Source organism: Ruegeria sp. CDSB114, from assembly GCF_059611025.1.
In genome coordinates this window covers 12770-33990 of sequence record NZ_JBXWOT010000010.1, presented here as the reverse complement: position 1 = coordinate 33990, position 21221 = coordinate 12770, and the positions used below count along the sequence as shown (strand labels likewise).

Below are 21221 nucleotides of genomic sequence, written 5' to 3'. Positions count from 1 at the left end.
GGCAAGGGGCCGGAAAGCGCTGGCATGTCGGACGGTGGCTACCTATCTTGAGCGAAACGATAAAAGCGGGGCGACGGCTTGGTCATCTCATCTATGGCAGACAGTCTTGTGCGCGGCATGGAATCCGTGGGCGACAGCGTTTCCGAAGCTCTGTTCGAGCCGGTCATCCGCCTTGGTGTCGCCGGGTTAGCGCGTTCGGGCAAAACGGTGTTCATCACCTCGCTTGTTGCAAACCTGCTGGACCGTGGGCGAATGCCGGGCCTTGTTGCGCAGCATGAGGGACGGATCAACGCAGCTTACCTTCAGCCGCAGCCGGATGATACCGTGCCCCGGTTCGACTATGAAAACCACCTTGCTGCGCTGACCGGGCCAAACCCGCATTGGCCCGAAAGCACCCGCGCCGTGTCCGAGTTGCGCCTGTCGTTCAAGGTTCGCCCTGCCGGTCTGCTGTCTGGCCTGAAGGGGCCGCGAACCGTGCATCTGGATATTGTGGATTATCCGGGCGAATGGTTGCTGGACTTGGCCCTGCTGGACAAATCCTATGACGACTGGTCAACCGAAACGCTGAACCGCATCACAGAGCGGGCCGAGGCACAAGATTTTCTGGCGCAGGCCAAAGCGGTCGCGCCAGAGGCAAAACATGATGAGCCGGTGGCGCAATCTTTGGCGCAGGCGTTCTCGGGCTATCTGAACACGGCGCGCGATGCCGGGTTTTACGATTGTACGCCGGGGCGGTTCCTGTTGCCGGGTGATCTGGCGGGATCACCGGTTCTGACCTTCGCGCCGCTGCCAGTCGAAGGGGTCGCCACCCGTAACAGCCTGCACCGCGAAATGGCACGGCGCTACGAAGCCTATAAATTGCGCGTGGTCAAACCGTTCTTTCGCGAACATTTTGCCCGGATCGATCGACAGGTTGTTCTGGTCGACGCGCTGGGTGCGATTCACAAAGGGCCGAAAGCGGTTGAGGATATGCGCCGGGCGATGGGAGATATTCTGTCGGCCTTCCGTCCGGGGCGCAACGCGTGGCTCAGCCAGTATCTTCTGGGCAAACGGGTCGAGCGCATTTTATTTGCCGCCACCAAGGCCGATCATTTGCACCACCTGCAGCATCCACGTCTGACCAGCATCATGGAGGCGTTGACACGCGACGCCCGTGACCGCGCCAGTTTTGCCGGGGCCGAGACCTCGGCTGTGTCACTGGCGGCTTTGCGGGCAACAACCGAAGAGATGCGAACCCATGAAGGAGTGCCGCTTGCCTGCGTGCGGGGCACTTTGCTTGACGGCAAGCAGGCGGCCTTCTACCCCGGTGAGTTGCCCGAAGACCCGGCTCATTTGTTGGGGCCAGCCCGCAGCGGAGCAGAAAGCTGGCTGGGCGAAGACTATGGGTTCATGAGTTTTGCACCTGCGAACCTGACCCTGCGATCGGGTGACGGCCCGCCCCATATCCGGCTTGATCGCGCGGCCCAGTTCCTGATCGGAGACCGACTATGACTGTAACGCTCCGCCCTGCGCGCAGCACCGATGCTGGCGCGACGGGGAAAATTCTGCATGGTTTTGCTTGTGAAAATGAGTGGATGCCAGAGCTGCATTCCTGCGCCGAAACCATCGCCTTTTGCGGCGTGATGATTGATCGCGACTGGATCACCGTTGCTGAAAATGAGGATGGTGTAGTTGGTTTTCTGGCATTGAATGGTTCAGAGGTCCATTCGCTTTACCTGCGTGCGTCAGCGCGCAATCAGGGGATCGGGCAGCGCCTGTTGGATCAGGCAAAATCTGGCCGACAAAAGCTGTCCCTGTTCGCCTTTCAGGCCAACCATGGCGCGCGAAGATTCTACGAGCGCAACGGATTTGCCGAGATTGCCCGCGGTGACGGGGCCGATAATGACGAAAACCTGCCGGACATCAAATTTGTCTGGAACAGAGAAAGGGCTGCTGATGGCTAAGGGTCCGGTTCTGATCGATCTTGATCCCGAGGAACCTGTTGCGGATGTCGCTTTGGCACCGCCCGTTCCGGATGCGGGCGAACCACAGGGGAAGGCGATGCAGGCCGCCGCGCGTCTGGCTGCACGGAAACCGTCGGCCCTGTCACGCTGGTTCTGGGGGCTGGCGGCAGCGGTCATCGGCGCGGTTGTCTCGGTGGCGGCATGGGATTTTGTGACCGCTTTGCTGTTACGCGCGCCGGTTTTGGGATGGGTCGTAACTGGTCTGATTGGCGCGTTGCTGCTGGTTGCCCTGATCATCGCTTTGCGGGAACTTGCTGCGATCGGGCGGCTTTCGCGTGTGGATGGCATCCGTCGCGCCGCAGACACCGCGTTGGCAGAGGCGGATCTGACGCAAGCCCGCGCCGTAACCAACCGGTTGTTGGCATTTTACAACGGGCGCGAGGACGTTCGATGGGGCCGCGATAGGCTGGCCGAACGTATCGCCGAGCCTTTCGATGCCTCGGATCTGATGGCTCTGGCCGAGAATGAGCTGCTGGCCCCTCTGGATGCCGCGGCCAGTCGAGAAGTCGAGGCCGCCGCGCGTCAGGTCGCGACGGTGACCGCTCTGGTTCCTTTGGCTCTTGCGGATGTGGCGACGGCTTTGGCCGCTTCGCTGCGGATGATCCGCCGCGTTGCCGAGATCTATGGTGGGCGGGCCGGTTTTCTGGGCAGTTGGCGCCTGACCCGGGCGGTCTTTGTGCATCTGGTTGCAACCGGCGCCGTGGCTATGGGCGACGACTTGCTGGAACCGGTGCTGGGCGGCTCTGTCCTAAGCAAACTGTCGCGGCGGTTTGGCGAAGGCCTGGTTAACGGGGCGCTTAGCGCGCGCGTCGGCGTGGCCGCCATGGAGGTCTGCCGTCCTTTACCGTTCTCGGACCGTCACAAGCCCTCGACCCGGTCGATGATCAAGCGTGCGCTGGCGGGGCTGTTTTCGAAAACTTGACCTGAGACAAAGCGTTCCTGCCAGCCGCGCATCATAACAAAGCAGGAGGCACCCATGACAGACCATGGACACAGCCAGCAAGAAATCGCGGCACGTATCAACGCGCCGCCGGGGCGTGGCGTTTTGCGTGATGTGGTTTACGGCGGGATCGATGGATCAGTCACCACTTTTGCCATCGTTGCGGGCGTTGCCGGGGCGGGGCTGTCACCGTTCATCATCATCGCGCTGGGGCTGGCCAATGTGCTGGCTGACGGGTTTTCGATGGCGGCGGGTAACTACTCGGGCACCAAGGCTGAACTGGATAACATCCGGCGCATTCGCGCGATCGAGGAGCGTCATATACATCTTTATCCCGATGGTGAACGGAACGAGGTGCGCGAGATTTTAGCCCAGAAAGGACTGTCGGGCCGTGTGCTGGACGAAGCCACCGATGCGATCACGGAAAACCATGACAACTGGATCGACCTGATGATCGAGGGAGAATATGGCCTGGGCAGCGTCGATCCGCATCCGCGCAAAGCTGCGGTGGCGACGTTTTTTGCCTTTCTTGTGGCCGGCATGGTTCCGCTTTTGCCGTTTCTGTTTTCGGTGGACCGGGCATTTGCTGCTTCGGCCTGGATGACGATGGGTGTTTTCTTTGCCATTGGTGCCCTCAAAAGCCGCTGGTCGCTGGCTCCGTGGTGGCGGTCAGGGATCGAAACGCTGCTGATTGGTGGGGCCGCTGCCGCAATCGCCTATTTCGTCGGTTCACTGTTTCACCCCTAGCGGTCGGAATTGTCGCAGTTTGCCCGGTGCCGCAGACGGCTGCCGCTCGACCCGCTAGGTTGGGGCGCAACTTCAGCATGTAAGGTGCCCGATGCAAGGTTCTGGGAAAAATATACTTGTTCTAGGCGCTTATGGGTTTATCGGCGCGGCGATGATGCGGTCTCTTTCGGATCGAGGGGCTAATGTATGCGGCCTTGTGCGCGATACAAACCTGGGTGAGAAAATCCTGCCCGGGATGTCTTTGGCTCAGGGAGATTTGCGCCAGCTCACGCACCCACACGATTGGCGGGAAATTCTGTCAGGTTTTGATTGTATCGTGAACTGCGCCGGGGCGTTGCAGGACGGACCAAAGGACAATCTTGAGGCGGTGCATCACACTGCGATTGCCGCCCTCGGGCAGGCCTGCGCCGCGCGCGAGATTGCTTTGGTTCAGATTTCTGCAACCGGAAGCAGCCCAGAGGCAGACACGGAATTCATGCGCACCAAAGCCTCCGGGGATGCCGCCTTGCAGGCCAGTGGCGTGCCGCTGTGGATTCTAAGGCCGGGCCTTGTGATCGGGCAGACTGACTATGGTGGAACGACCTTGTTGCGCATGCTGGCCGCAATTCCGCTTGTGCAACCGATCGCCTTTCCGCAGACGCTGGTTCAATGTGTTGGACTGGCCGATTTGTGCAGCGCCGTGGCGGCGGCCATTGATGAGACGTTGCCACAGGGAACCTATGATCTGGTCGAGGATCAGGCTCATTCGCTGTCCGAGGTTTTGGGCGAAACCCGCCGTTGGATGGGGTTCCCTAAGGCACGTGTTCGGATAACGGCACCGGCTGTGGTTGCTAAATTCGCCGCCGGTTGCGCCGATCAACTTGGGCGCTTGGGGTGGCGGTCGCCCCTGCGCAGCAACGCAATGACAGTCATGGCTAGCGGCGTGCCGGGCGACCCGGCCCCATATCGTAAGGTTACAGGTCAATCCATGCGCTCAATGCCCGAGATTTACCGCAGCATGGCCTGTTCACGCGAACACAGGTTGGCAGCACGAATATCGTTGCTGATGCCGTTGACGGTTGCAGCGCTCAGCCTGTTCTGGGTCCTCTCAGGTGTCTTCGGAGTGCTGGCCTTGTCGCAGGCCACACAGGTTCTGACCGTCGCAGGCTGGACCAGTGGTGCCGCTGTGGCCAGCGTGCTGTTCTGGTCATGTGTCGATATCGGTCTGGGGCTTGCGATCCTTTGGCGACCATGGGCAGAACGCGCCTGCATCGCTCAACTTTGTGTGGCGGTTTTCTACCTATTGGCGGCCTCAATTACGGCTCCTGCCTTGTGGCTCGACCCGCTTGGACCGCTTGTTAAGGTCATGCCCGCGATCATGTTGTCTCTGGTCGCACTGCCAATGGTGAAAAGCCGATGATGGACCCGGATCTGATCTTGCGCTGGTTTCATGTGATCGGGGCTTGCGTCTTGTTGGGAACCGGGGCCGGAATCGCATTCTTCATGCTGATGGCCCATCGGTCACGCGACCCGCGTTTCATCGCCCAGACGGCGGCAATCGTGGTGCTGGCCGATATGCTGTTCACCACAACCGCCGTTGTTGTACAGCCGATTTCTGGGGGCCTGCTGGCTTATAGGTTGGGTTGGTCACTGACCGAGGGGTGGGTGCTGCTGTCCCTATTGCTGTATGTCCTGACCGGAGCTTTCTGGCTGCCGGTCGTCTGGATGCAGATAAAGATGCGGAACCTCGCGCAAGAGGCGGCAGATCGCGATACTGCTCTGCCGCGTTCGTATTTCATATTGTTCCGGCTTTGGTTTGCATGTGGGATCCCCGCATTTCTGGCCGTTTTGGCCATAGTCTGGCTCATGATTTCCCGCCCTTCGATAGACCTGTTTTGATTTCAGGCCATGTCGCGGTATGCAGGACGGTATTCCGGACTGTTTCTACCTGATGCATCAGGTTAGCCTGCAGAGAATTTGATAGGAGAAACAGGTTGGAATCCCTTCTGGTCCTTCTTGCGTTGGTTGCGCTGGCTATTCCTTTGGCCATTGTGCTGCTGCTTGTCAGTCAGGTTCGGTTGCGGCGGCGGGTCGTCCGGTTAGAGGCGGACATCCTGTCACTGAAACAAGGCACCAATACTGAACCAGAACCCGCGACAGAGCCCGAGCCCAAGGCGCAGGATATTCCGACCAAAGCGCCTCCAGTGTGGCCGATAGCCGACCAACCTGAGACCGAACAGCCAATCCCCCCGCAATCTCCTCAAGAAGCACTGGTTTTCAGCTCTGACCGTTTCGCGTTGCTGCAGGAATGGCTGCAGGAAAACTGGTTCTATGTCGTTTCGGCACTGTCGCTGGCACTGGCCGGAATTTTCTTGGTGCAATACGGCGTCGAGAACGGGTTGCTGCCGCCGTCGGCACGTGTCGTTGCCGCATTGCTGTTTGGCGCGGCGCTGATTGTCAGCGGAGAGGTCATTCGCAGGCGCTATGGCGATGGCGTGGACTCCGCGAGCGCCTATTTGCCCTCGGTGTTCTCAGGCGCGGGGCTGGTCACACTGTTTGGCGGCGTTCTGGCGGCGCGGCAACTATATGGCTTGATCGGCCCTGAATTTGCGCTTGTCGCCATGATTGGCGTTGCATCTGTCGGGCTGGTTTTGGGCTGGTTCCATGGTCCGCTATTGGCAGCTGTCGGACTGACAGGTGCCTTTGCCGCCCCATTCTTGGTCGGTGGCTCTTCGGATGATCCGACCTGGTTATATGGCTACTTCCTGACCATAACGGTTCTGGGCCTGGGCATAGATACAGTGCGCCGATGGGCGTGGATTTCGGTTCTGACACTGGTCGGAGGTTATTCTTCGTGTCTGCTGCTGGTCCTGTCGGAACCGATGACAGAGCCGGGCTATCTGACCTGCATCACCGCCTTTGCGCTCATCACTATTGCGATTCCGGTCCGGCGAATTTGGCCTGATCACACCGGCCCGATGGTCAGCGAAATGATCCGACGCCAAAGCGGCGAGGCATGGCCCGAGTTTCCGACGCGTCTGGCATTCGGTGCGGTTGCGGTCAGCTCGGCCATCCTGGCGCTGCACTGGCCGGATTCCGCCGGTGAGTTCTGGTTGAGCCTGACGCTTTTGGCTGGTCTGGCTTTTGCGATGATCGTTTGGACAAGCGGGGCGAGGGCGCTTCAGGACATCAGTGTTTTCCCGATTGTTGGCCTTGTCTGGCTCGTATTTCTCCAGGGTTTGGATCGTGGCAAAGTCGCACAGCGTTTTGCTGAGACCTATGCCGAAACCCCCGAGGCGGATTTTCCCTTTGTCGTGACATTGCTTGTGGCACTGGGTGCAGCCCTGTCGGTTGCGGCGGCGTGGCGATCGATGCAGCAGGGGCGCTATGGCGTGGTCTGGGCGGCTGGGGCGGTAATAACCGCACCGATACTTGCCATCGCTCTTGAGATCGCTTGGCGCCCGGCCGAGGTTTTGGGCGCGTATTTCTGGGGGCTGCACGCAATGGCTCTGGGTGCCTTGATGGTGGTCTTTGCCGAACGCTATGCGCGCGTGGATGGTGAACAACGTATACGTCCTGCGCTGGCCACGTTATCCGCGCTGTCCTGTCTTGCATTTGCCTGTGTCATCGTGCTGAGTTCTGGCGCCCTGACGATTGCGCTGGTTGTGACCGTTGTAGCCGCTGCTGCGCTGGATCGTCGGTTCAACCTGCCTCAGCTCAGTTGGTTTATCTGGGCCGGGGTCTTCACGGTGACTGTGCGGCTGATCCTGAACCCGGGCCTGTACTGGGCCAATACGGTGCCGGTCGGTGAAATGACGTTGGTCTATGGCGCCGCCACCCTTGGATATGTTCTCGCCTGGGGCCTGATCCGGGGATTGAACCGCCCCGTTGCAATCTTGCTGCTGGAAAGCGCAGCCTGGGCAACCGCGGGGATATTGCTGTCATTGCTGCTGTTGCGCTGGCTGGAAGCGTTCGGTCAAGGCGGGATGGAGGATAGCCATTGGGGGTTGGGCCTGATGGCGGTGATCTGGCTGCTGTTGGCGGCGGCACAGATACGGCGGTTCGATTTGGGCGGGCCGTTGAACTATGTCCGCTATGGGCTGGCGACGTTCTTTGCCGCCCATGCCCTGTTCCGACTCGCGCAAGCGCTGACCGAGGCAAATCCCGTTCTTTATGTGCACAGTGATCCCGTGTTGGGGCCTGCGCTGATGAACACGCTTGCCATAGCCTACCTTCTTCCTGCCGGGGTCCTTGCCATGTCAGCCTGGCGCATTGAACAGATGCCGGTTTGGTTGCGGCAGGGCTGTTTCGGTCTTGCGGGTGCGCTTGCAGCATATTGGTTGGGTGCTTCTATTCGTCATTTCTGGCAGGGTCCCGGTGGCATGTATGTCGGGGCTGGGGTCAACCAACCAGAGCTTTACACCTATACCTTGGCCCTTTTGATTGCAGGCGCGGCGCTATTTTATCAATCTTTGGCCCGTCGGTCCGACCTGTTGCGCAAAGTGGGGCTGGTTGTGATCGGACTGGCCGTGGCTAAGGTATTTCTGATCGACATCGCCGGGCTGGGCGGCCTGATCCGGGTCTTTTCGCTGCTGGCGCTGGGGCTTGCACTGGCCGGTTTGGCGTGGCTGAATCGCTGGGCAAAGCTGCGCCAATCGCCACAAGAGGCGGAACCTCTGGACCATTAGCTGTGAGCGTCCTATAAGCGCGGCCATGTATGCCCGTCTGGCCATCATTATTCGAATTATTTCCCCGGCGCTCTGACCACTGAGACGCCGGGCAAAGGTGTTTGAGAACTCGCACCGACCGCTTCGATCCCAATACGACCAGATCATCCAAAGGACGCCCCCAATGTGCGCCGACACGACCCAAACACCTGATTACAAAGATACGCTGAACCTGCCCAAAACCGACTTCCCCATGCGCGCAGGCCTGCCCAAGCGCGAGCCCGCATGGCTGGAACGCTGGGAACAGATCGGTGTCTATGACCGCCTGCGTGAAAAACAGGGCCGCACGCCCTTTACCCTGCACGATGGCCCTCCGTATGCGAACGGTCACCTTCATATCGGTCACGCGCTGAACAAGACGATCAAAGACATGATCGTGCGCAGCCATCAGATGATGGGCCACGACGCGCGCTATGTGCCAGGATGGGATTGTCACGGTCTGCCGATCGAATGGAAGATCGAGGAACAGTACCGCAAGAAGGGCAAGAACAAGGACGAGGTGAACGTTGTCGACTTCCGTCAGGAATGCCGCAAGTTCGCCGAGGGCTGGATCGACATCCAGCGTGAAGAGTTCAAGCGTCTGGGCATCACCGGCAACTGGGCCGATCCCTACATCACCATGGACTATCACGCCGAGGCTGTGATCGCGGATGAGTTCATGAAGTTCCTGATGAACGGAACGCTCTATCAGGGGTCCAAGCCAGTCATGTGGTCGCCGGTTGAAAAAACCGCGCTGGCCGAAGCCGAGGTCGAGTATCACGACAAGGAAAGCTTCACCATCTGGGTGAAGTTCAAGGTTGTGAATGCGGGTGATCTGGATGACGCGTTTGTTGTGATCTGGACGACGACACCTTGGACCATGCCGTCGAACAAGGCTGTGGTCTATGGCAAGGACATCTCCTACGGGCTGTACGAAGTCACTGATGCGCCAGAGGAATGCTGGGCTGCTGTTGGCGACAAGTTCCTGCTGGCGGACAATCTGGCCGCTGACGTGCTGGGCCGCGCCCGCTTGAACGACGACCAGTGGACCCGCGTCCGTGATGTCACAGCCGATGAGCTGTCATCTGTCCAACTGGCCCACCCGCTGGCCGGGGCCAAGGGCGGCAATGGCGAATGGGACGACATCCGTGACTTCCGCGCGGCTGAGTTCGTGACCGACACCGAAGGAACGGGGTTGGTTCACTGCGCGCCGTCGCACGGGATGGAGGAATTTGAGCTCTACCGTGATCTTGGCATGCTGGAGCAGGTCATCACCTATAACGTGATGGACGATGGTTCGTTCCGCGCTGATCTGCCGTTCTTTGGCGGCAAATACATCCTGTCCCGCAAGGGCGGCGAAGGCGACGCCAACAAAGCCATCATCGACAAGCTGGTCGAGGTCGGCGGGCTGCTGGCCCGCGGAAAGATCAAGCACAGCTATCCGCATTCCTGGCGCTCGAAGGCTCCGATCATCTATCGCAACACGCCGCAGTGGTTTGCCTCGGTCGACCGCAAACTGGACGACGGCATGGGCGAAATGGGCGATAGCATCCGCGAACGCGCCCTGCGTTCGATCGACGAGTTGGTGAAATGGACCCCGCAGACCGGCCGGAACCGTCTGTATTCCATGATCGAGGCCCGGCCAGACTGGGTTCTGTCGCGCCAGCGCGCCTGGGGCGTACCGTTGACCTGCTTTACCAAGAAGGGCGCTTTGCCGACCGATCCCGATTTTCTGCTGCGCGACCCTGGCGTGAATGCGCGCGTCAAAGAAGCGTTTGAACAGGACGGGGCCGATTGCTGGTATCTTGACGGCGCGAAAGAGCGCTTCCTGGGCAATGACTATAACCCGGATGACTGGGATCAGGTGTTCGACGTTCTGGATGTTTGGTTCGATTCGGGCTCGACCCATGCCTTTGTGCTGCGCGACCGTGAGGACGGCACCGAGGACGGCATCGCCGATGTATATATGGAAGGCACCGACCAGCATCGTGGGTGGTTCCATTCGTCCATGCTGCAGGCCTGCGGCACCAAGGGCCGCGCGCCCTATCGCAACGTGGTGACCCATGGCTTTACGCTCGATGCCAAGGGCAACAAGATGTCCAAATCGCTGGGAAACACCATCGTGCCCGAAGAGGTCATCAAGCAATACGGTGCCGATATCCTGCGCCTGTGGGTGGCTCAGACCGATTACACCGCTGACCAGCGGATCGGACCCGAAATCCTGAAGGGCACCGCCGACAGCTATCGTCGGTTGCGCAACACCATGCGGTTCATGCTGGGCTCGCTGGCTGATTTTTCTGAGGCCGACCGGGTGGACCCTGCGGATATGCCGCGCCTGGAACGCTGGGTGCTCAGCCGTCTGGCCGATTTGGATGAACAGGTGCGAAAAGGATATGCGTCTTTCGACTTCCAGGGCGTGTTCAGTGCGGTGTTCACCTTTGCAACCGTTGATCTGTCGTCCTTCTATTTCGACGTCCGCAAGGATGCGCTGTATTGCGACGGCGACAATCTGCGCCGTCGTGCCGCGCGCACCGTGCTGGATATACTGTTCCACCGTCTGACCACATGGCTGGCCCCAGTTCTGGTCTTCACTATGGAAGAGGTCTGGCTGGAGCGTTTTCCGGGTGACGACAGCTCGGTCCATCTGGTGGACTTCCCGGAGTCGCCTGCCGACTGGCGCAATACCGAGCTTGAGGCTGGCATGGCCAAGATCCGCCGGGTCCGCCGCGCTGTGACTGCCGCGCTCGAAGTTCAGAGACAGGATAAGGTCATCGGTTCCAGCCTTGAGGCCGCACCGATCGTGCATGTCGAAGATGGTGAAACCCGCAATCTTCTGGCAACGTTTGACGTCGATGACATGTGCATCACGTCCGGTTTGACCGTCACCGGAGATCCGGCCCCGGCCGAGGCGTTCCGCCTGCCGGAAATCGAGGGCGTGGCCGTGGTGTTCGAAAAGGCTGAGGGCGAGAAATGTCAGCGCTGCTGGAAAATCCTGCCTGATGTTGGGCGCCATGAGCATGACGGCGTGTGCGGGCGTTGTAACGACGCGCTGAGCTAATCAGTGTTCTGCGGCTGAGGCGGAGTCTTTTGCGAGGCTCTGCCTCGCGCTCCGAGGTATTTTTGGCCAGATGAAGATCCGGATCCGCAGAATTCGGGTTGTGATGCGCGCGGTTTCTGTCAGCCTGTTCGCATGGGAATGATTGCGGTTGAGACCCGTTTCGGGACTTTGGGTGTTGAAGGAACAGATGGCGCGGTGACGCGTCTGATCTGGAATGGCGGCAATCAGGGCGAAGTCACGCCCCTGTTGCAGGAGGCCGCCGCGCAGCTGCGCGCCTATGATCAGGGGCGGTTGGACAGGTTCGATCTGCCTTACCGTATCGAGGGGTCGGAATTCCTGCGTCAGGTTTGCGACCTGATGTTTGCCATTCCGCTGGGCGAAACCAGAACTTATGGTGATCTCGCGAAGGAACTCGGTCAGCCCCCGCAACCTGTGGGGCAGGCCTGTGGCGCCAATCCCATTCCGGTGATTATCCCCTGCCACCGGGTGCTGGCCGCAAACGGGCTGGGCGGGTTTTCAGGTGATGGCGGGATTGAAACCAAAGTCGCGCTGTTGCGCCATGAACGCGCCGCCGGTCTGCTGATCTAGAAAGCGGAATTCTGTTGCAATCCCGCTGGTTGATGCCCAATTTGTTTCAAATAGAGATTTCAAAGGATCGCATGGTATGACCGATCAACCAGACCTGGCAGCTCGTAAAAAGGCCATCATCGACCGCCTTATGTCGCTTGAGGAGCAAGAGCTTGCGACCGCACAGGCGCATTACGACGCTTTCCTGAAAGATTCGCAGCTTGATGACCGGGAAGGGCATGACAAGGATGACATCGCGGCCTCGCGTGAGAATGCCGATCTGGCAGCAGCCTTCGATGCGCCGGTTCATGCTCATCATGCCAAGATCGATGTGATCGAGAATACGGATTTTGATTTGACCGACAGGGTGCAACCGGGTGCGGTGGTCAAGTTCAACAACCGGCGCTTTGTGGTCTGCATCTCGACCACGCGGTTCGAAGTGGACGGCAAAACCTATATGGGCATCTCAACCCAAAGCCCGATTTACTTGGCGATGGCTGGCCTGCAACAGGGTGATGTGTTCGCTCATAACGGAACCGAGTTCGAGGTGCAGGAGGTCCTGTGACCTTATGCTTTGCCTGGCGGGATCACCTGCTGGGCAATTCCTGCGAACACCAGATACAAGCTGGTGATCACCAGACCCCAATGGGCCCAGCTTTCGGGGTGGAAATCGACCCAGGCAGCCCATCCGGCGAAGAAGGTCCAGGCAAATGCCATCGGCAATGACACATTGCGCCAGCGTTCTGTGCGCACTGGGTGGATGAACTTCAATGGCAGGAACATCGCCAGCGAAAGCAGCGTCACCAGCAGCAGGATAACCCAGAAATTGGGCTCGAGCGCGAAGATCACAATGACGAACATGTTCCAGCAGCCCGGAAAGCCGGAAAAGGAATTGTCCTTCGTCTTCATCCTAGTGTCGGCAAAATACATAGCGCTGGCAAAGGTGATGACAATGATGGCGAACCAGCCGGTCCAGCCGTCCATCAAGCCCGATTTGAACAGGGCAAAGGCCGGGATGAACACATAGGTCAGGTAATCAATGATCAGATCCAGAAGCACGCCGTCAAATTCCGGGGCGTTCTTTTTGACGTGATAGTGCCGCGCCAAGGGGCCGTCGATACCGTCCACAATGAACGAGACGACCAGCCACAGATACATCAGGCTCCATTTCTCTTCGACGGCGGCCAGCATGGCGAGCATTGCAAATACGGCGCCGGTCGCGGTGAATAGATGTACGGAAAGAGCTTTGAATCTGTGTGTCATGGTGTCTCTTGAATGATGCGCGGGCCAGATGCAAACCAAAAGCCCGGTCAATGTGGATAGCGTTTGCTCAGGCTTTTGGGTGGGTGCGGTTGTAAACTTCCATCAGGCGCGCCGTGTCGACCGCAGTATATGCTTGGGTGGTGGACAGCGATGCGTGGCCCAGCAATTCCTGAATGGTGCGTAGATCACCGCCCGCAGACAGCAGGTGGGTCGCGAAACTGTGGCGCATGGCATGGGGTGTTACAGTGGAGGGCAGCCCAAGCTGCTGGCGCGCTTTGGCCATCACACCTTGGATGGCTCGGGGGTTCAGGGGGCCTCCGCGAACCCCGCGAAACAGTGCCTTCTCCCTGGATTGGGGGTGGGGGCACAGCTTTACATATTGATCTACAGCTATTTGAGCGACCGGCAGGACCGGGACGACCCTTTCTTTGTTGCCCTTGCCGGTGATCCGCAGCGAGTTGGGCAAAGGGGTATCCGCTCCGGTCAGTGAGAGAGCCTCGGAAATACGCAAACCACAGCCATATAAAAGAGTAACGACTGCAACGTCGCGGGCAGAAACCCAGTCGCTGGCTGATTGCATCTCGACCGTTTCAATCATCGCACGTGCGGCATCCTCGGCCATGGGTCGAGGGAGTTTTTGGGTAAATTTGGGGGCGCGCGTCGACAGAACTGCGGTCGGCTCAAACCCTTCACGCTCGGAAAGCCAACGGTAGAAGGTTTTTACGGCGGAAAGTTTGCGCGCAAGCGAGCGCGAGCCAACGCCGGATGCGCGCTGATCGGCCATCCATGCCCGCATGTCCGAGATTGTAATCCGTGCAATCGCCGCCATCCCCTGACTTTCGCTATGGTGCAGTGTCATGAAGGACAGAAATTCGGACACATCCCCCCGATAGGCGGTAAGCGTGTTTTCGGACCGGCCTGACAAGGCCCCCAGGCCATCAAGCCAGTTTTGCAGTGCGTCACGACAAGCCGGAGAAATAAGGCTCACGACAGCCAATGGCGCATCGACCGTTCGAAGACACCAGCAAAGAAAGTCAGAAGATCCGTGCCCAGCTTTGGCGTAAAGTGCCTGGGGTCTTTTGCGCTCATGATGATCATGCCAGGCAGGCGGCCTTCGCCCAAATCCAGCCTCAGACAAGCTTCCGAGCGCAGGTGATCCGCATCACTGCCGAATATCCTGTGCGCGGGGTGGATAATTTCACGCAAGACGACCTCGCGTGCAGGGCCGCTGTGGTCAAAGGTCAGATAGTTGTCGACGAAACCGGGTTCGACGATGGCCAGCACGCCTGCAAGTCTTGAGATTGCCGGGTCTTTCTGGACTGCCGTCGTTTCAAGAACCAGCGTAATGCGGTCGACACGCAGTATGTCAGCCACATCTGCACCAAGTATGTGCAGGAATTCCTCAAATCCGACTGGTTCAAGTAGCCGAAGAATGGCCCGGTGAACCTGATTTGTGCCGGCCAGATTTTCATAGGCTGCCGCAATGACCGAGCGGTGCGTATCCTCCAGCCTGTCCAGCCGGGCCTCGAGCCGTTGCATGGCTATGCCGCGCAGGTCGATGACGTTATTCCCGCGCGCCTGCTCATTTGCGGTGACGAGGGCCTGCATCAGGTCCTTGTCATCCAGAATGGCATCTGGTTCGGCCAGAATCGCCTCGCGCAAGGTGTCCTTGAGTATGGTGTTGCTGCTCATGTCCTGTCCGGTCTTTTTTATTTTTCGGCCTTATAGCACGGCTTGCCGGATCTGCCTCGGGAAAAATGAGCGTCAATTTGAATTTCGCGGGGAATGTGGTCGGGAAAACTCCGGTCTGCAGAGATCTGATCCGAGATCAGATTCAAAGCAGCTGGGCCGAGCGCGGCGCCAGGGGCGCCGCGCGGGTTCGCGCAGAATCAGAGGATTTTCTGACCCGTTTTGGCCCAATCGGACAGGAAGGTTTCAAGGCCTTTATCGGTCAACGGATGATCGGCCAGCTTTTTGATCACAGCGGGTGGTGCGGTGATGACATCAGCGCCGATACGGGCGCTGTCGGTCACGTGGTTCACGGTGCGGATCGATGCGGCGAGGATTTCGGTCTCATATCCGTAAGTGTCATAGACCTGACGGATATCAGCGATCAGGTCCATGCCATCTAGGTTGATGTCATCCAGACGTCCGATGAAGGGCGAGATGAAAGTTGCGCCGGCTTTGGCGGCCAGAATCGCCTGATTGGTCGAAAAGCAGAGGGTCACATTGACCATCTGGCCTTCGTCACTAAGCGTTTTGCAGGTTTTCAGGCCCGCCCATGTCAGCGGCACTTTGACAGCGATATTCGGGGCGATCTTGGCCAGCTTGCGACCTTCGGCAATCATGTCGTCGGCTTCGGTTGCCACGACTTCGGCCGAGACCGGTCCGTCGACCAGATCGCAGATTTCCTTGGTCACTTCCAGAATATCGCGGCCTGACTTCAGGATCAGCGAAGGGTTGGTGGTGACACCGTCCACCATGCCCAGATCGTTCAGTTCGGCGATTGCGTCGATCTCGGCTGTGTCTACGAAGAATTTCATGCGGGCAGTCCTTTGATGGGTTGGCCTTGGTCGCGGATGGCTTTACCTCAAAGAGACCCATGCTGGAACCCCTTGCCAAGGATATGCATTGAGCACTCAGGAGTTTTTCGACCAAGGTGAGCTGGTGGCGGTGCTGACCGCCCAACCGCTGGACCGGACGCTGGACTATAAGGCGCCCGAGGGCGGGTGCTTTCTAGGCGCTTTTGTCGAGGTGCCGCTGGGCCCGCGCAAGGTCTTGGGCGTGGTCTGGGGGCCGGGGCAGGGTGGCTTTGATCTTGCCAAGGCCCGCTCGGTAATCCGGGTGCTTGAAGTCGCGCCGATGCGCGAAGAGATGCGCCTGTTTCTGGGGCGCGTCGCCGATTACACGCTGACTCCGATGCCAGCAATGTTGCGATTGGCGACGCGGGCGCCTGGGCTGGGCGACCCACCTTCAATGCGTAAAATTTATCGGCTTGGCGACAGGGACCCTGACAGGGTGACCGACGCGCGGACCCGTGTGTTGGAGGTGCTGCGCGACTACGGCGGGTTGGCCTTTACGCTGAAGGAACTGGCCGAACAGGCGGGTGTGACCTCTTCAGTCGTGAAGGGGTTGGTCAAACTCGGTGCGGTTCGCGAAGAAGACAGCCCGCGCGATCTGCCCTATCCACATCTGGATCCGGATCTGCCGGGCAAGGCGTTGACCGATGATCAGGCCGCAGCAGTGGAAACCCTGCAATCTGGTCTGCGAACGGGTGATTATGGCACGACCTTGCTGAAAGGCGTCACCGGGTCGGGCAAGACCGAGGTTTATCTTGAGGCCGTCGCCGAAGCGTTGCGCCAGGGGCGGCAGGCGCTGGTTCTGTTGCCCGAGATTGCCCTGACCGCCGAATTCCTGACGCGCGTTGAGGCACGTTTCGGCGCGCGCCCGGCAGAGTGGCATTCGGGCGCGACGATGACCGAACGCCGCCGAGTCTGGCGCATGGTGGGGCAGGGCGATGCACAGCTGGTTGTCGGCGCGCGCTCGGCCCTGTTTCTGCCGTTTCGCAATCTTGGGTTGGTCGTGGTCGATGAAGAACATGACACCTCGTACAAACAGGAAGACGGGGTGCATTACAGCGCCCGTGACATGGCTGTGCTGCGGTCCGCCATTTGCGGCGCGCGCGTTGTTCTGGCAAGTGCGACGCCGTCACTGGAAAGCTGGGCCAATGCCGAAGCAGGCAAGTATGAGCGGCTCGATTTGACCTCGCGCTTTGGTGATGCGGTGTTGCCCGAGATGAAGCCCATCGACATGCGGGCCGAACAGATGCAGCCGGGGACGTGGATTTCTCCATCGCTGCGGCAGGCCGTCCATCAGCGGATCGAGCGGGGTGAACAATCCCTTCTGTTTATTAACCGCCGGGGATATGCGCCGGTCACCCTGTGCCGGGCTTGTGGCGAGCAGGTTGCCTGTGATCACTGCGATGCGCGCATGGTTGAACACCGGTTTCTCAAGCGTCTGATGTGCCATCAATGCGGTGAGACCAAACCCATGCCCGAGGTCTGCCCCTCCTGTCAGGTCGAGGGCAAGCTGGCCCCGGTCGGGCCGGGGATCGAACGGCTGGCTGAAGAGGCTGAGGCAACATTTCCCGAGGCGAATATTGCCATGCTGTCATCCGATCTGTTCGGATCGGCGCGCGCATTGAAAGCAAAGATCGAAGAGATTGCTGCCGGTGACGCCGATATCGTCATTGGTACGCAGCTGGTGGCCAAGGGGCACAATTTTCCGAAACTGACACTGGTGGGTGTCATTGACGCCGATCTCAGCCTGCATGGGGCGGACCTGCGCGCCGCCGAACGCACATTCCAGCTGATGCGGCAGGTGGCTGGCCGCGCCGGGCGCGCGGATAAGCCTGGACAAGCGCTGTTACAGACTTTCCAACCGGAACATCCCGTCATTCGCGCCATCCTTTCGGGCGATGAAGAAGGGTTCTGGAAAGCCGAGGCCGCCGGGCGGTTGGCCGCCGGTGTTCCCCCCTATGGACGCATGGCCGGTATCGTTCTGTCTGGCCCCGAGGTCGGTCCTGTTTTTGACATCGGCAACGCCATGGCCCGCAACGACGCCCCGTTGCGGCAGATCGGTGCGCAGGTCTTTGGTCCTGCGCCTGCGCCCATTGCGCGTATCCGCGGGCGACACAGGGTGCGGCTGCTGGTCAAAGCCCCCAAAGGAGCGCCAATTCAGGATGCCATCGCCCGTTGGATAGCACCGCTGCGGCTGAAGGGTGACATCAGGCTGACCGTTGATATTGACCCGCAAAATTTCTACTGACCTCTGCATTCATGCAGAGCCAATGTGCGTGCCCTTCTTCCCACTCGCCAAAACCTGAAAATGGGCGTAGAGGGACTCTCATGCTGAAACCCATGCCACTTTCCGAGGCGCAAAGCCTTCCGTTCTGGCGCCGTCCCATCACGCTTTTATTCGTGATGGCACTGACCATGCCCATTGCTTTCAACGCATGGAGCGCGTTGTTGAACAATTTCGTTATTGAAGTGGCGAATTTCGACGGTGCCGACATCGGCCTGCTGCATACCGTGCGCGAGATCCCAGGCTTTCTGGCTGTAGGCGTAATTGCCGTGATCTTGTTTGTTCGGGAGCAGGTGCTGGCGATGATCTCGCTGATCATGCTGGGTGTTGCGACTGCGGTGACAGCGTGGTTCCCAAGCCTTGGTGGCTTGCTGTTCGTCACACTGCTGAGCTCGATCGGGTTCCACTATTATGAAACCGTGAACCAATCCCTTCAGCTGCAGTGGTTGCCCAAGGACCGAGCGCCGCAATTTCTGGGCTGGATGGTCGCCATGGGATCAGCTTCGACATTGGTTATCTATGGGCTGATTGTCCTGACGTGGGATCGGTTCGATCTGTCCTATAACACTGTATTCATGGCTGCGGGCGGGCTGACGGCTTTGCTGGCGTTGTTCTGTCTGGTCGCCTATCCGCAGTTCGACGCGCCGACTCCGCAAACCAAAAAAATAGTGCTGCGCCGCCGATATTGGCTGTACTATGCGCTTCAGTTCATGGCGGGCGCGCGTCGTCAGATCTTTGTCGTTTTCGCCGGTTTCATGATGGTCGAGAAATTCGGGTTTGAGGTCCACGAACTCACCGGTCTTTTCTTGATCAACCTGGTTATCAACATTTCTGTTGCGCCGATGCTAGGCAAAGCTGTGTCCGTATTCGGTGAACGTCGCACTTTGATTTTCGAATATGCAGGCCTGGCCGTTGTATTTGCAGCCTATGGCGGCATTTATTGGTTCGGTTGGGGCGTTGTTCTGGCGGCTACTCTCTATGTGATTGACCATGTGCTTTTCGCGCTGGCTCTGGCGCTTAAAACCTATTTCCAGAAAATTGCCGATCCGGCAGATATTGCGCCAACCGCAGCGGTTGCCTTTACGATCAACCATATCGCCGCGGTATTCCTACCAGCGCTTCTGGGCCTGCTCTGGGTGTACTCGCCCGGAGCGGTCTTTGCGGTGGCTGCAGCGATGGCGTTGATTTCGTTATCGCTGTCGCTGCTGATCCCGCGCCACCCAGAGCTTGGGAATGAGACGATACTGTCGAAATACGCGCCCGCTCCGGCGGAATAGCTGCCGATGCTTGACCTTCGCGGGCCCGCACCCTAGGCGCTGTGTCAGCTGACACAGGAGGCTCCCATGCCCACATTCACCGCGCTTACCACCCTGACCGGCAAAAAATCAGCCGATGGTCTGGGCGAAGCCATGGAGCGTCTTGATCCCGAACCCACGGGCGTGGGCGTATTCGAAGTCGAAGATGGCTCGGGCCTGTGGGAGATTGGCGGTTACTTCACCGAAGCGCCGGATGAAACGGCACTGGCGGTTCTGGCGGCTGCGTTCGGATCCAAACCCTTTGTAATCTCGGAACTGCCCGAAACCGACTGGGTCGCCCATGTTCGCCGTGAATTGGCGCCTGTCGAGGCTGGCCGCTTTTTCGTCTATGGCTGTCACGATGCCGACAAGCTGCCCGAAGGCCGTATCCCTTTGTTGATTGAGGCCGCAATGGCTTTCGGTACCGGGCATCACGGCACCACCCTTGGGTGTCTCAAGGCTCTGGATTTTCTGCTCGATCAGGGTTTTACCGCGACAAAAGTTGCAGATATCGGTTGCGGCACCGCCGTTCTTGCGATGGCCGCCGCTCGTGTTTGGGAGGGGGACATCATTGCCAGCGATATTGATCAGGTTGCTGTCGAAGTTGCTGAAGCCAACCTGAAGGCAAACGGCATGTCAGGGAAGGTTCAATGTGTCGAGGCTGCGGGGTTCGATCATCCGGAGCTGAAATCTCTTGCGCCCTATGACCTGATATTCGCCAACATCCTCAAGGGCCCATTGGTGGCCCTGGCGCCCGAAATTTCAGCGAATCTGCGGGTTGGGGGTAAGGCGATTCTATCGGGAATCCTTAACGAGCAAGCCGAGGACGTTGTTTCCGTTTATCTCCAAAATGGTTTCAATGCCTCTAGAAATGACCAAATTGGTGAATGGACGTCGCTAGTCTTAACCAAACAGGGCTAAAATCGGGCCATTTGCAGGAGTTTTGTAGAGTTTCGCCTCTTTTTTGTCGCAATCTGTTTTTACCGTCAATGACGTGGAATTGGGGGGCGGTTGATTTGGAGGCTGCCATGACTGGAAAACAAATTGAATTTGATCAGCGCGTTCATCGGCTGAACAAGAAACATTCGAAGATGACCCGTGGTTATCGTGCGACTATGCGCAAAGATGGCCTGGTTGTTATGAAGCCACAGCGGGTTCAGTCCGCGGTGCCTGCAAAGGCTCTGCTGATCTGCTTCGCTGGGCTGTTCGCCTTCAAAACGCTTTTGCTGACCAGCTTGGGGTCGTCGGCCTACCAGTATCGTGTCGATAGCCTTGCGCAAGGGACCGAAGTGGAGAAGGCGGGGGCATGGATCATGCAGATCGACCCGGTATCACAGGCCCTCTCGTCTCAACTCAGCAAAGTTCTCCGCTAAGTTTCTTCCGTTTTGAATAGAAACGCCGCGTATCCGGGGATACGCGGCGTTCTTCTTTGCCCCGAGGGAGAAGGGGAAAATCAACGGTAAGTTTGCTTTGCCTTAGCGGCGGCCTTCCACGACGATTTCAATGTCGCCACGGCACAGGCCGATATCTTCCAGCTCGCGGTCCGACAGACCGCTTAGCGCGTTGCGTGTAACGCGGGCATCATTCCATTCGACAACGGCGTTTACGACCATTGCGAAAGTCGCGCCGATACGGCCGACGAGGCCAAATGAGCCAGTGGTGGTGCGGGTTGTGTCCAGTGCAGCCATATCCTGTTTCCTTCCGGTTTGTGTTAAACTCTGATCTTGCGATCTGACGGGCATTTAGGGATGGTTTTCTGACTGCACAAGCATAGAAATTGCATGTGTCCTATGCGTTTTT

The 21221-nt window shown here is 58.9% G+C and carries 19 protein-coding genes; 14 read left to right on the top strand and 5 right to left on the bottom strand.

The features are described from left to right. The first annotated feature begins 78 nt into the window (after positions 1–78). The 10 genes from AC2FIP_RS17400 (at position 79) to AC2FIP_RS17355 (ending at position 12565) form a co-directional block, all read left to right on the top strand. The gene (locus AC2FIP_RS17400) at positions 79–1491 is read left to right on the top strand and encodes a YcjX family GTP-binding protein (protein ID WP_496787457.1); all 1413 of its coding nucleotides are present in this window, start codon (positions 79–81) and stop codon (positions 1489–1491) included. After that, the gene (locus tag AC2FIP_RS17395; protein WP_142640138.1) at positions 1488–1943 is read left to right on the top strand and encodes a GNAT family N-acetyltransferase; all 456 of its coding nucleotides are present in this window, start codon (positions 1488–1490) and stop codon (positions 1941–1943) included. Before AC2FIP_RS17400 ends, AC2FIP_RS17395 begins: the two co-directional genes overlap by 4 nt. Continuing rightward, the gene (locus AC2FIP_RS17390; protein ID WP_496787517.1) at positions 1936–2925 is read left to right on the top strand and encodes a YcjF family protein; all 990 of its coding nucleotides are present in this window, start codon (positions 1936–1938) and stop codon (positions 2923–2925) included. The genes AC2FIP_RS17395 and AC2FIP_RS17390 overlap by 8 nt, the downstream gene beginning before the upstream one ends. A 54-nt stretch (positions 2926–2979) precedes the next feature. Further along, entirely contained in the window at positions 2980–3690 is a 711-nt protein-coding gene (locus AC2FIP_RS17385) for a VIT1/CCC1 transporter family protein (protein ID WP_281973820.1), read from the top strand. Between the two features lie 91 nt (positions 3691–3781). Beyond that, positions 3782–5089 (top strand): SDR family oxidoreductase, encoded by a 1308-nt coding sequence (locus tag AC2FIP_RS17380; protein ID WP_496787456.1) that lies wholly within the window; start codon positions 3782–3784, stop codon positions 5087–5089. After that, complete coding sequence (locus tag AC2FIP_RS17375) at positions 5089–5568, top strand: DUF2269 family protein (RefSeq protein WP_496701455.1); 480 nt, start codon at positions 5089–5091, stop codon at positions 5566–5568. The genes AC2FIP_RS17380 and AC2FIP_RS17375 overlap by 1 nt, the downstream gene beginning before the upstream one ends. Positions 5569–5663: 95 nt before the next feature. After that, entirely contained in the window at positions 5664–8357 is a 2694-nt protein-coding gene (locus tag AC2FIP_RS17370; RefSeq protein ID WP_496787455.1) for a DUF2339 domain-containing protein, read from the top strand. 163 nt (positions 8358–8520) lie between these two features. Then, positions 8521–11433: an isoleucine--tRNA ligase gene (ileS, locus tag AC2FIP_RS17365; protein WP_496787454.1), complete on the top strand. Its 2913-nt coding sequence runs from the start codon at positions 8521–8523 to the stop codon at positions 11431–11433. Positions 11434–11565: 132 nt separating this feature from the next. Beyond that, complete coding sequence (locus tag AC2FIP_RS17360; protein WP_496692328.1) at positions 11566–12021, top strand: methylated-DNA--[protein]-cysteine S-methyltransferase; 456 nt, start codon at positions 11566–11568, stop codon at positions 12019–12021. Positions 12022–12097: 76 nt separating this feature from the next. After that, the gene (locus AC2FIP_RS17355; protein ID WP_496787452.1) at positions 12098–12565 is read left to right on the top strand and encodes a hypothetical protein; all 468 of its coding nucleotides are present in this window, start codon (positions 12098–12100) and stop codon (positions 12563–12565) included. Positions 12566–12567: 2 nt separating this feature from the next. Here AC2FIP_RS17355 and AC2FIP_RS17350 read toward each other — a convergent pair whose 3' ends face one another. From AC2FIP_RS17350 to fsa, 4 genes are all read right to left on the bottom strand, one after another. Then, a complete protein-coding gene (locus AC2FIP_RS17350; protein WP_496787450.1) occupies positions 12568–13263 on the bottom strand; it encodes a CDP-alcohol phosphatidyltransferase family protein in 696 nt (231 codons plus the stop codon). A gap of 67 nt (positions 13264–13330) precedes the next feature. Further along, positions 13331–14251: a tyrosine recombinase XerC gene (locus AC2FIP_RS17345; RefSeq protein ID WP_496787449.1), complete on the bottom strand. Its 921-nt coding sequence runs from the start codon at positions 14249–14251 to the stop codon at positions 13331–13333. Further along, positions 14248–14955, bottom strand: a complete 708-nt coding sequence (locus tag AC2FIP_RS17340) for a DUF484 family protein (RefSeq protein WP_496692329.1) — start codon at positions 14953–14955, stop codon at positions 14248–14250. Before AC2FIP_RS17340 ends, AC2FIP_RS17345 begins: the two co-directional genes overlap by 4 nt. 197 nt (positions 14956–15152) lie before the next feature. After that, a complete protein-coding gene (gene fsa / locus AC2FIP_RS17335; RefSeq protein WP_496787446.1) occupies positions 15153–15806 on the bottom strand; it encodes a fructose-6-phosphate aldolase in 654 nt (217 codons plus the stop codon). An 88-nt stretch (positions 15807–15894) separates the two neighbouring features. Between fsa and AC2FIP_RS17330 the strand changes: the two genes are divergently transcribed. The 4 genes from AC2FIP_RS17330 (at position 15895) to AC2FIP_RS17315 (ending at position 20794) form a co-directional block, all read left to right on the top strand. Continuing rightward, positions 15895–18090: a primosomal protein N' gene (locus AC2FIP_RS17330; RefSeq protein ID WP_496787444.1), complete on the top strand. Its 2196-nt coding sequence runs from the start codon at positions 15895–15897 to the stop codon at positions 18088–18090. A gap of 80 nt (positions 18091–18170) precedes the next feature. Continuing rightward, entirely contained in the window at positions 18171–19403 is a 1233-nt protein-coding gene (locus AC2FIP_RS17325; protein ID WP_271952281.1) for an MFS transporter, read from the top strand. A 66-nt stretch (positions 19404–19469) separates the two neighbouring features. After that, positions 19470–20342 carry a 50S ribosomal protein L11 methyltransferase gene (locus tag AC2FIP_RS17320; RefSeq protein ID WP_496692331.1) on the top strand — a complete coding sequence of 291 codons (873 nt, stop codon included), beginning with the start codon at positions 19470–19472 and terminating at the stop codon, positions 20340–20342. A 107-nt stretch (positions 20343–20449) separates the two neighbouring features. After that, positions 20450–20794 (top strand): hypothetical protein, encoded by a 345-nt coding sequence (locus AC2FIP_RS17315; protein ID WP_496696928.1) that lies wholly within the window; start codon positions 20450–20452, stop codon positions 20792–20794. A gap of 102 nt (positions 20795–20896) precedes the next feature. Here AC2FIP_RS17315 and AC2FIP_RS17310 read toward each other — a convergent pair whose 3' ends face one another. After that, on the bottom strand, positions 20897–21109 hold the full coding sequence (locus AC2FIP_RS17310) for a DUF1127 domain-containing protein (RefSeq protein WP_142640173.1): 213 nt from the start codon (positions 21107–21109) through the stop codon (positions 20897–20899). Between the last annotated feature and the right edge of the window lie 112 nt (positions 21110–21221).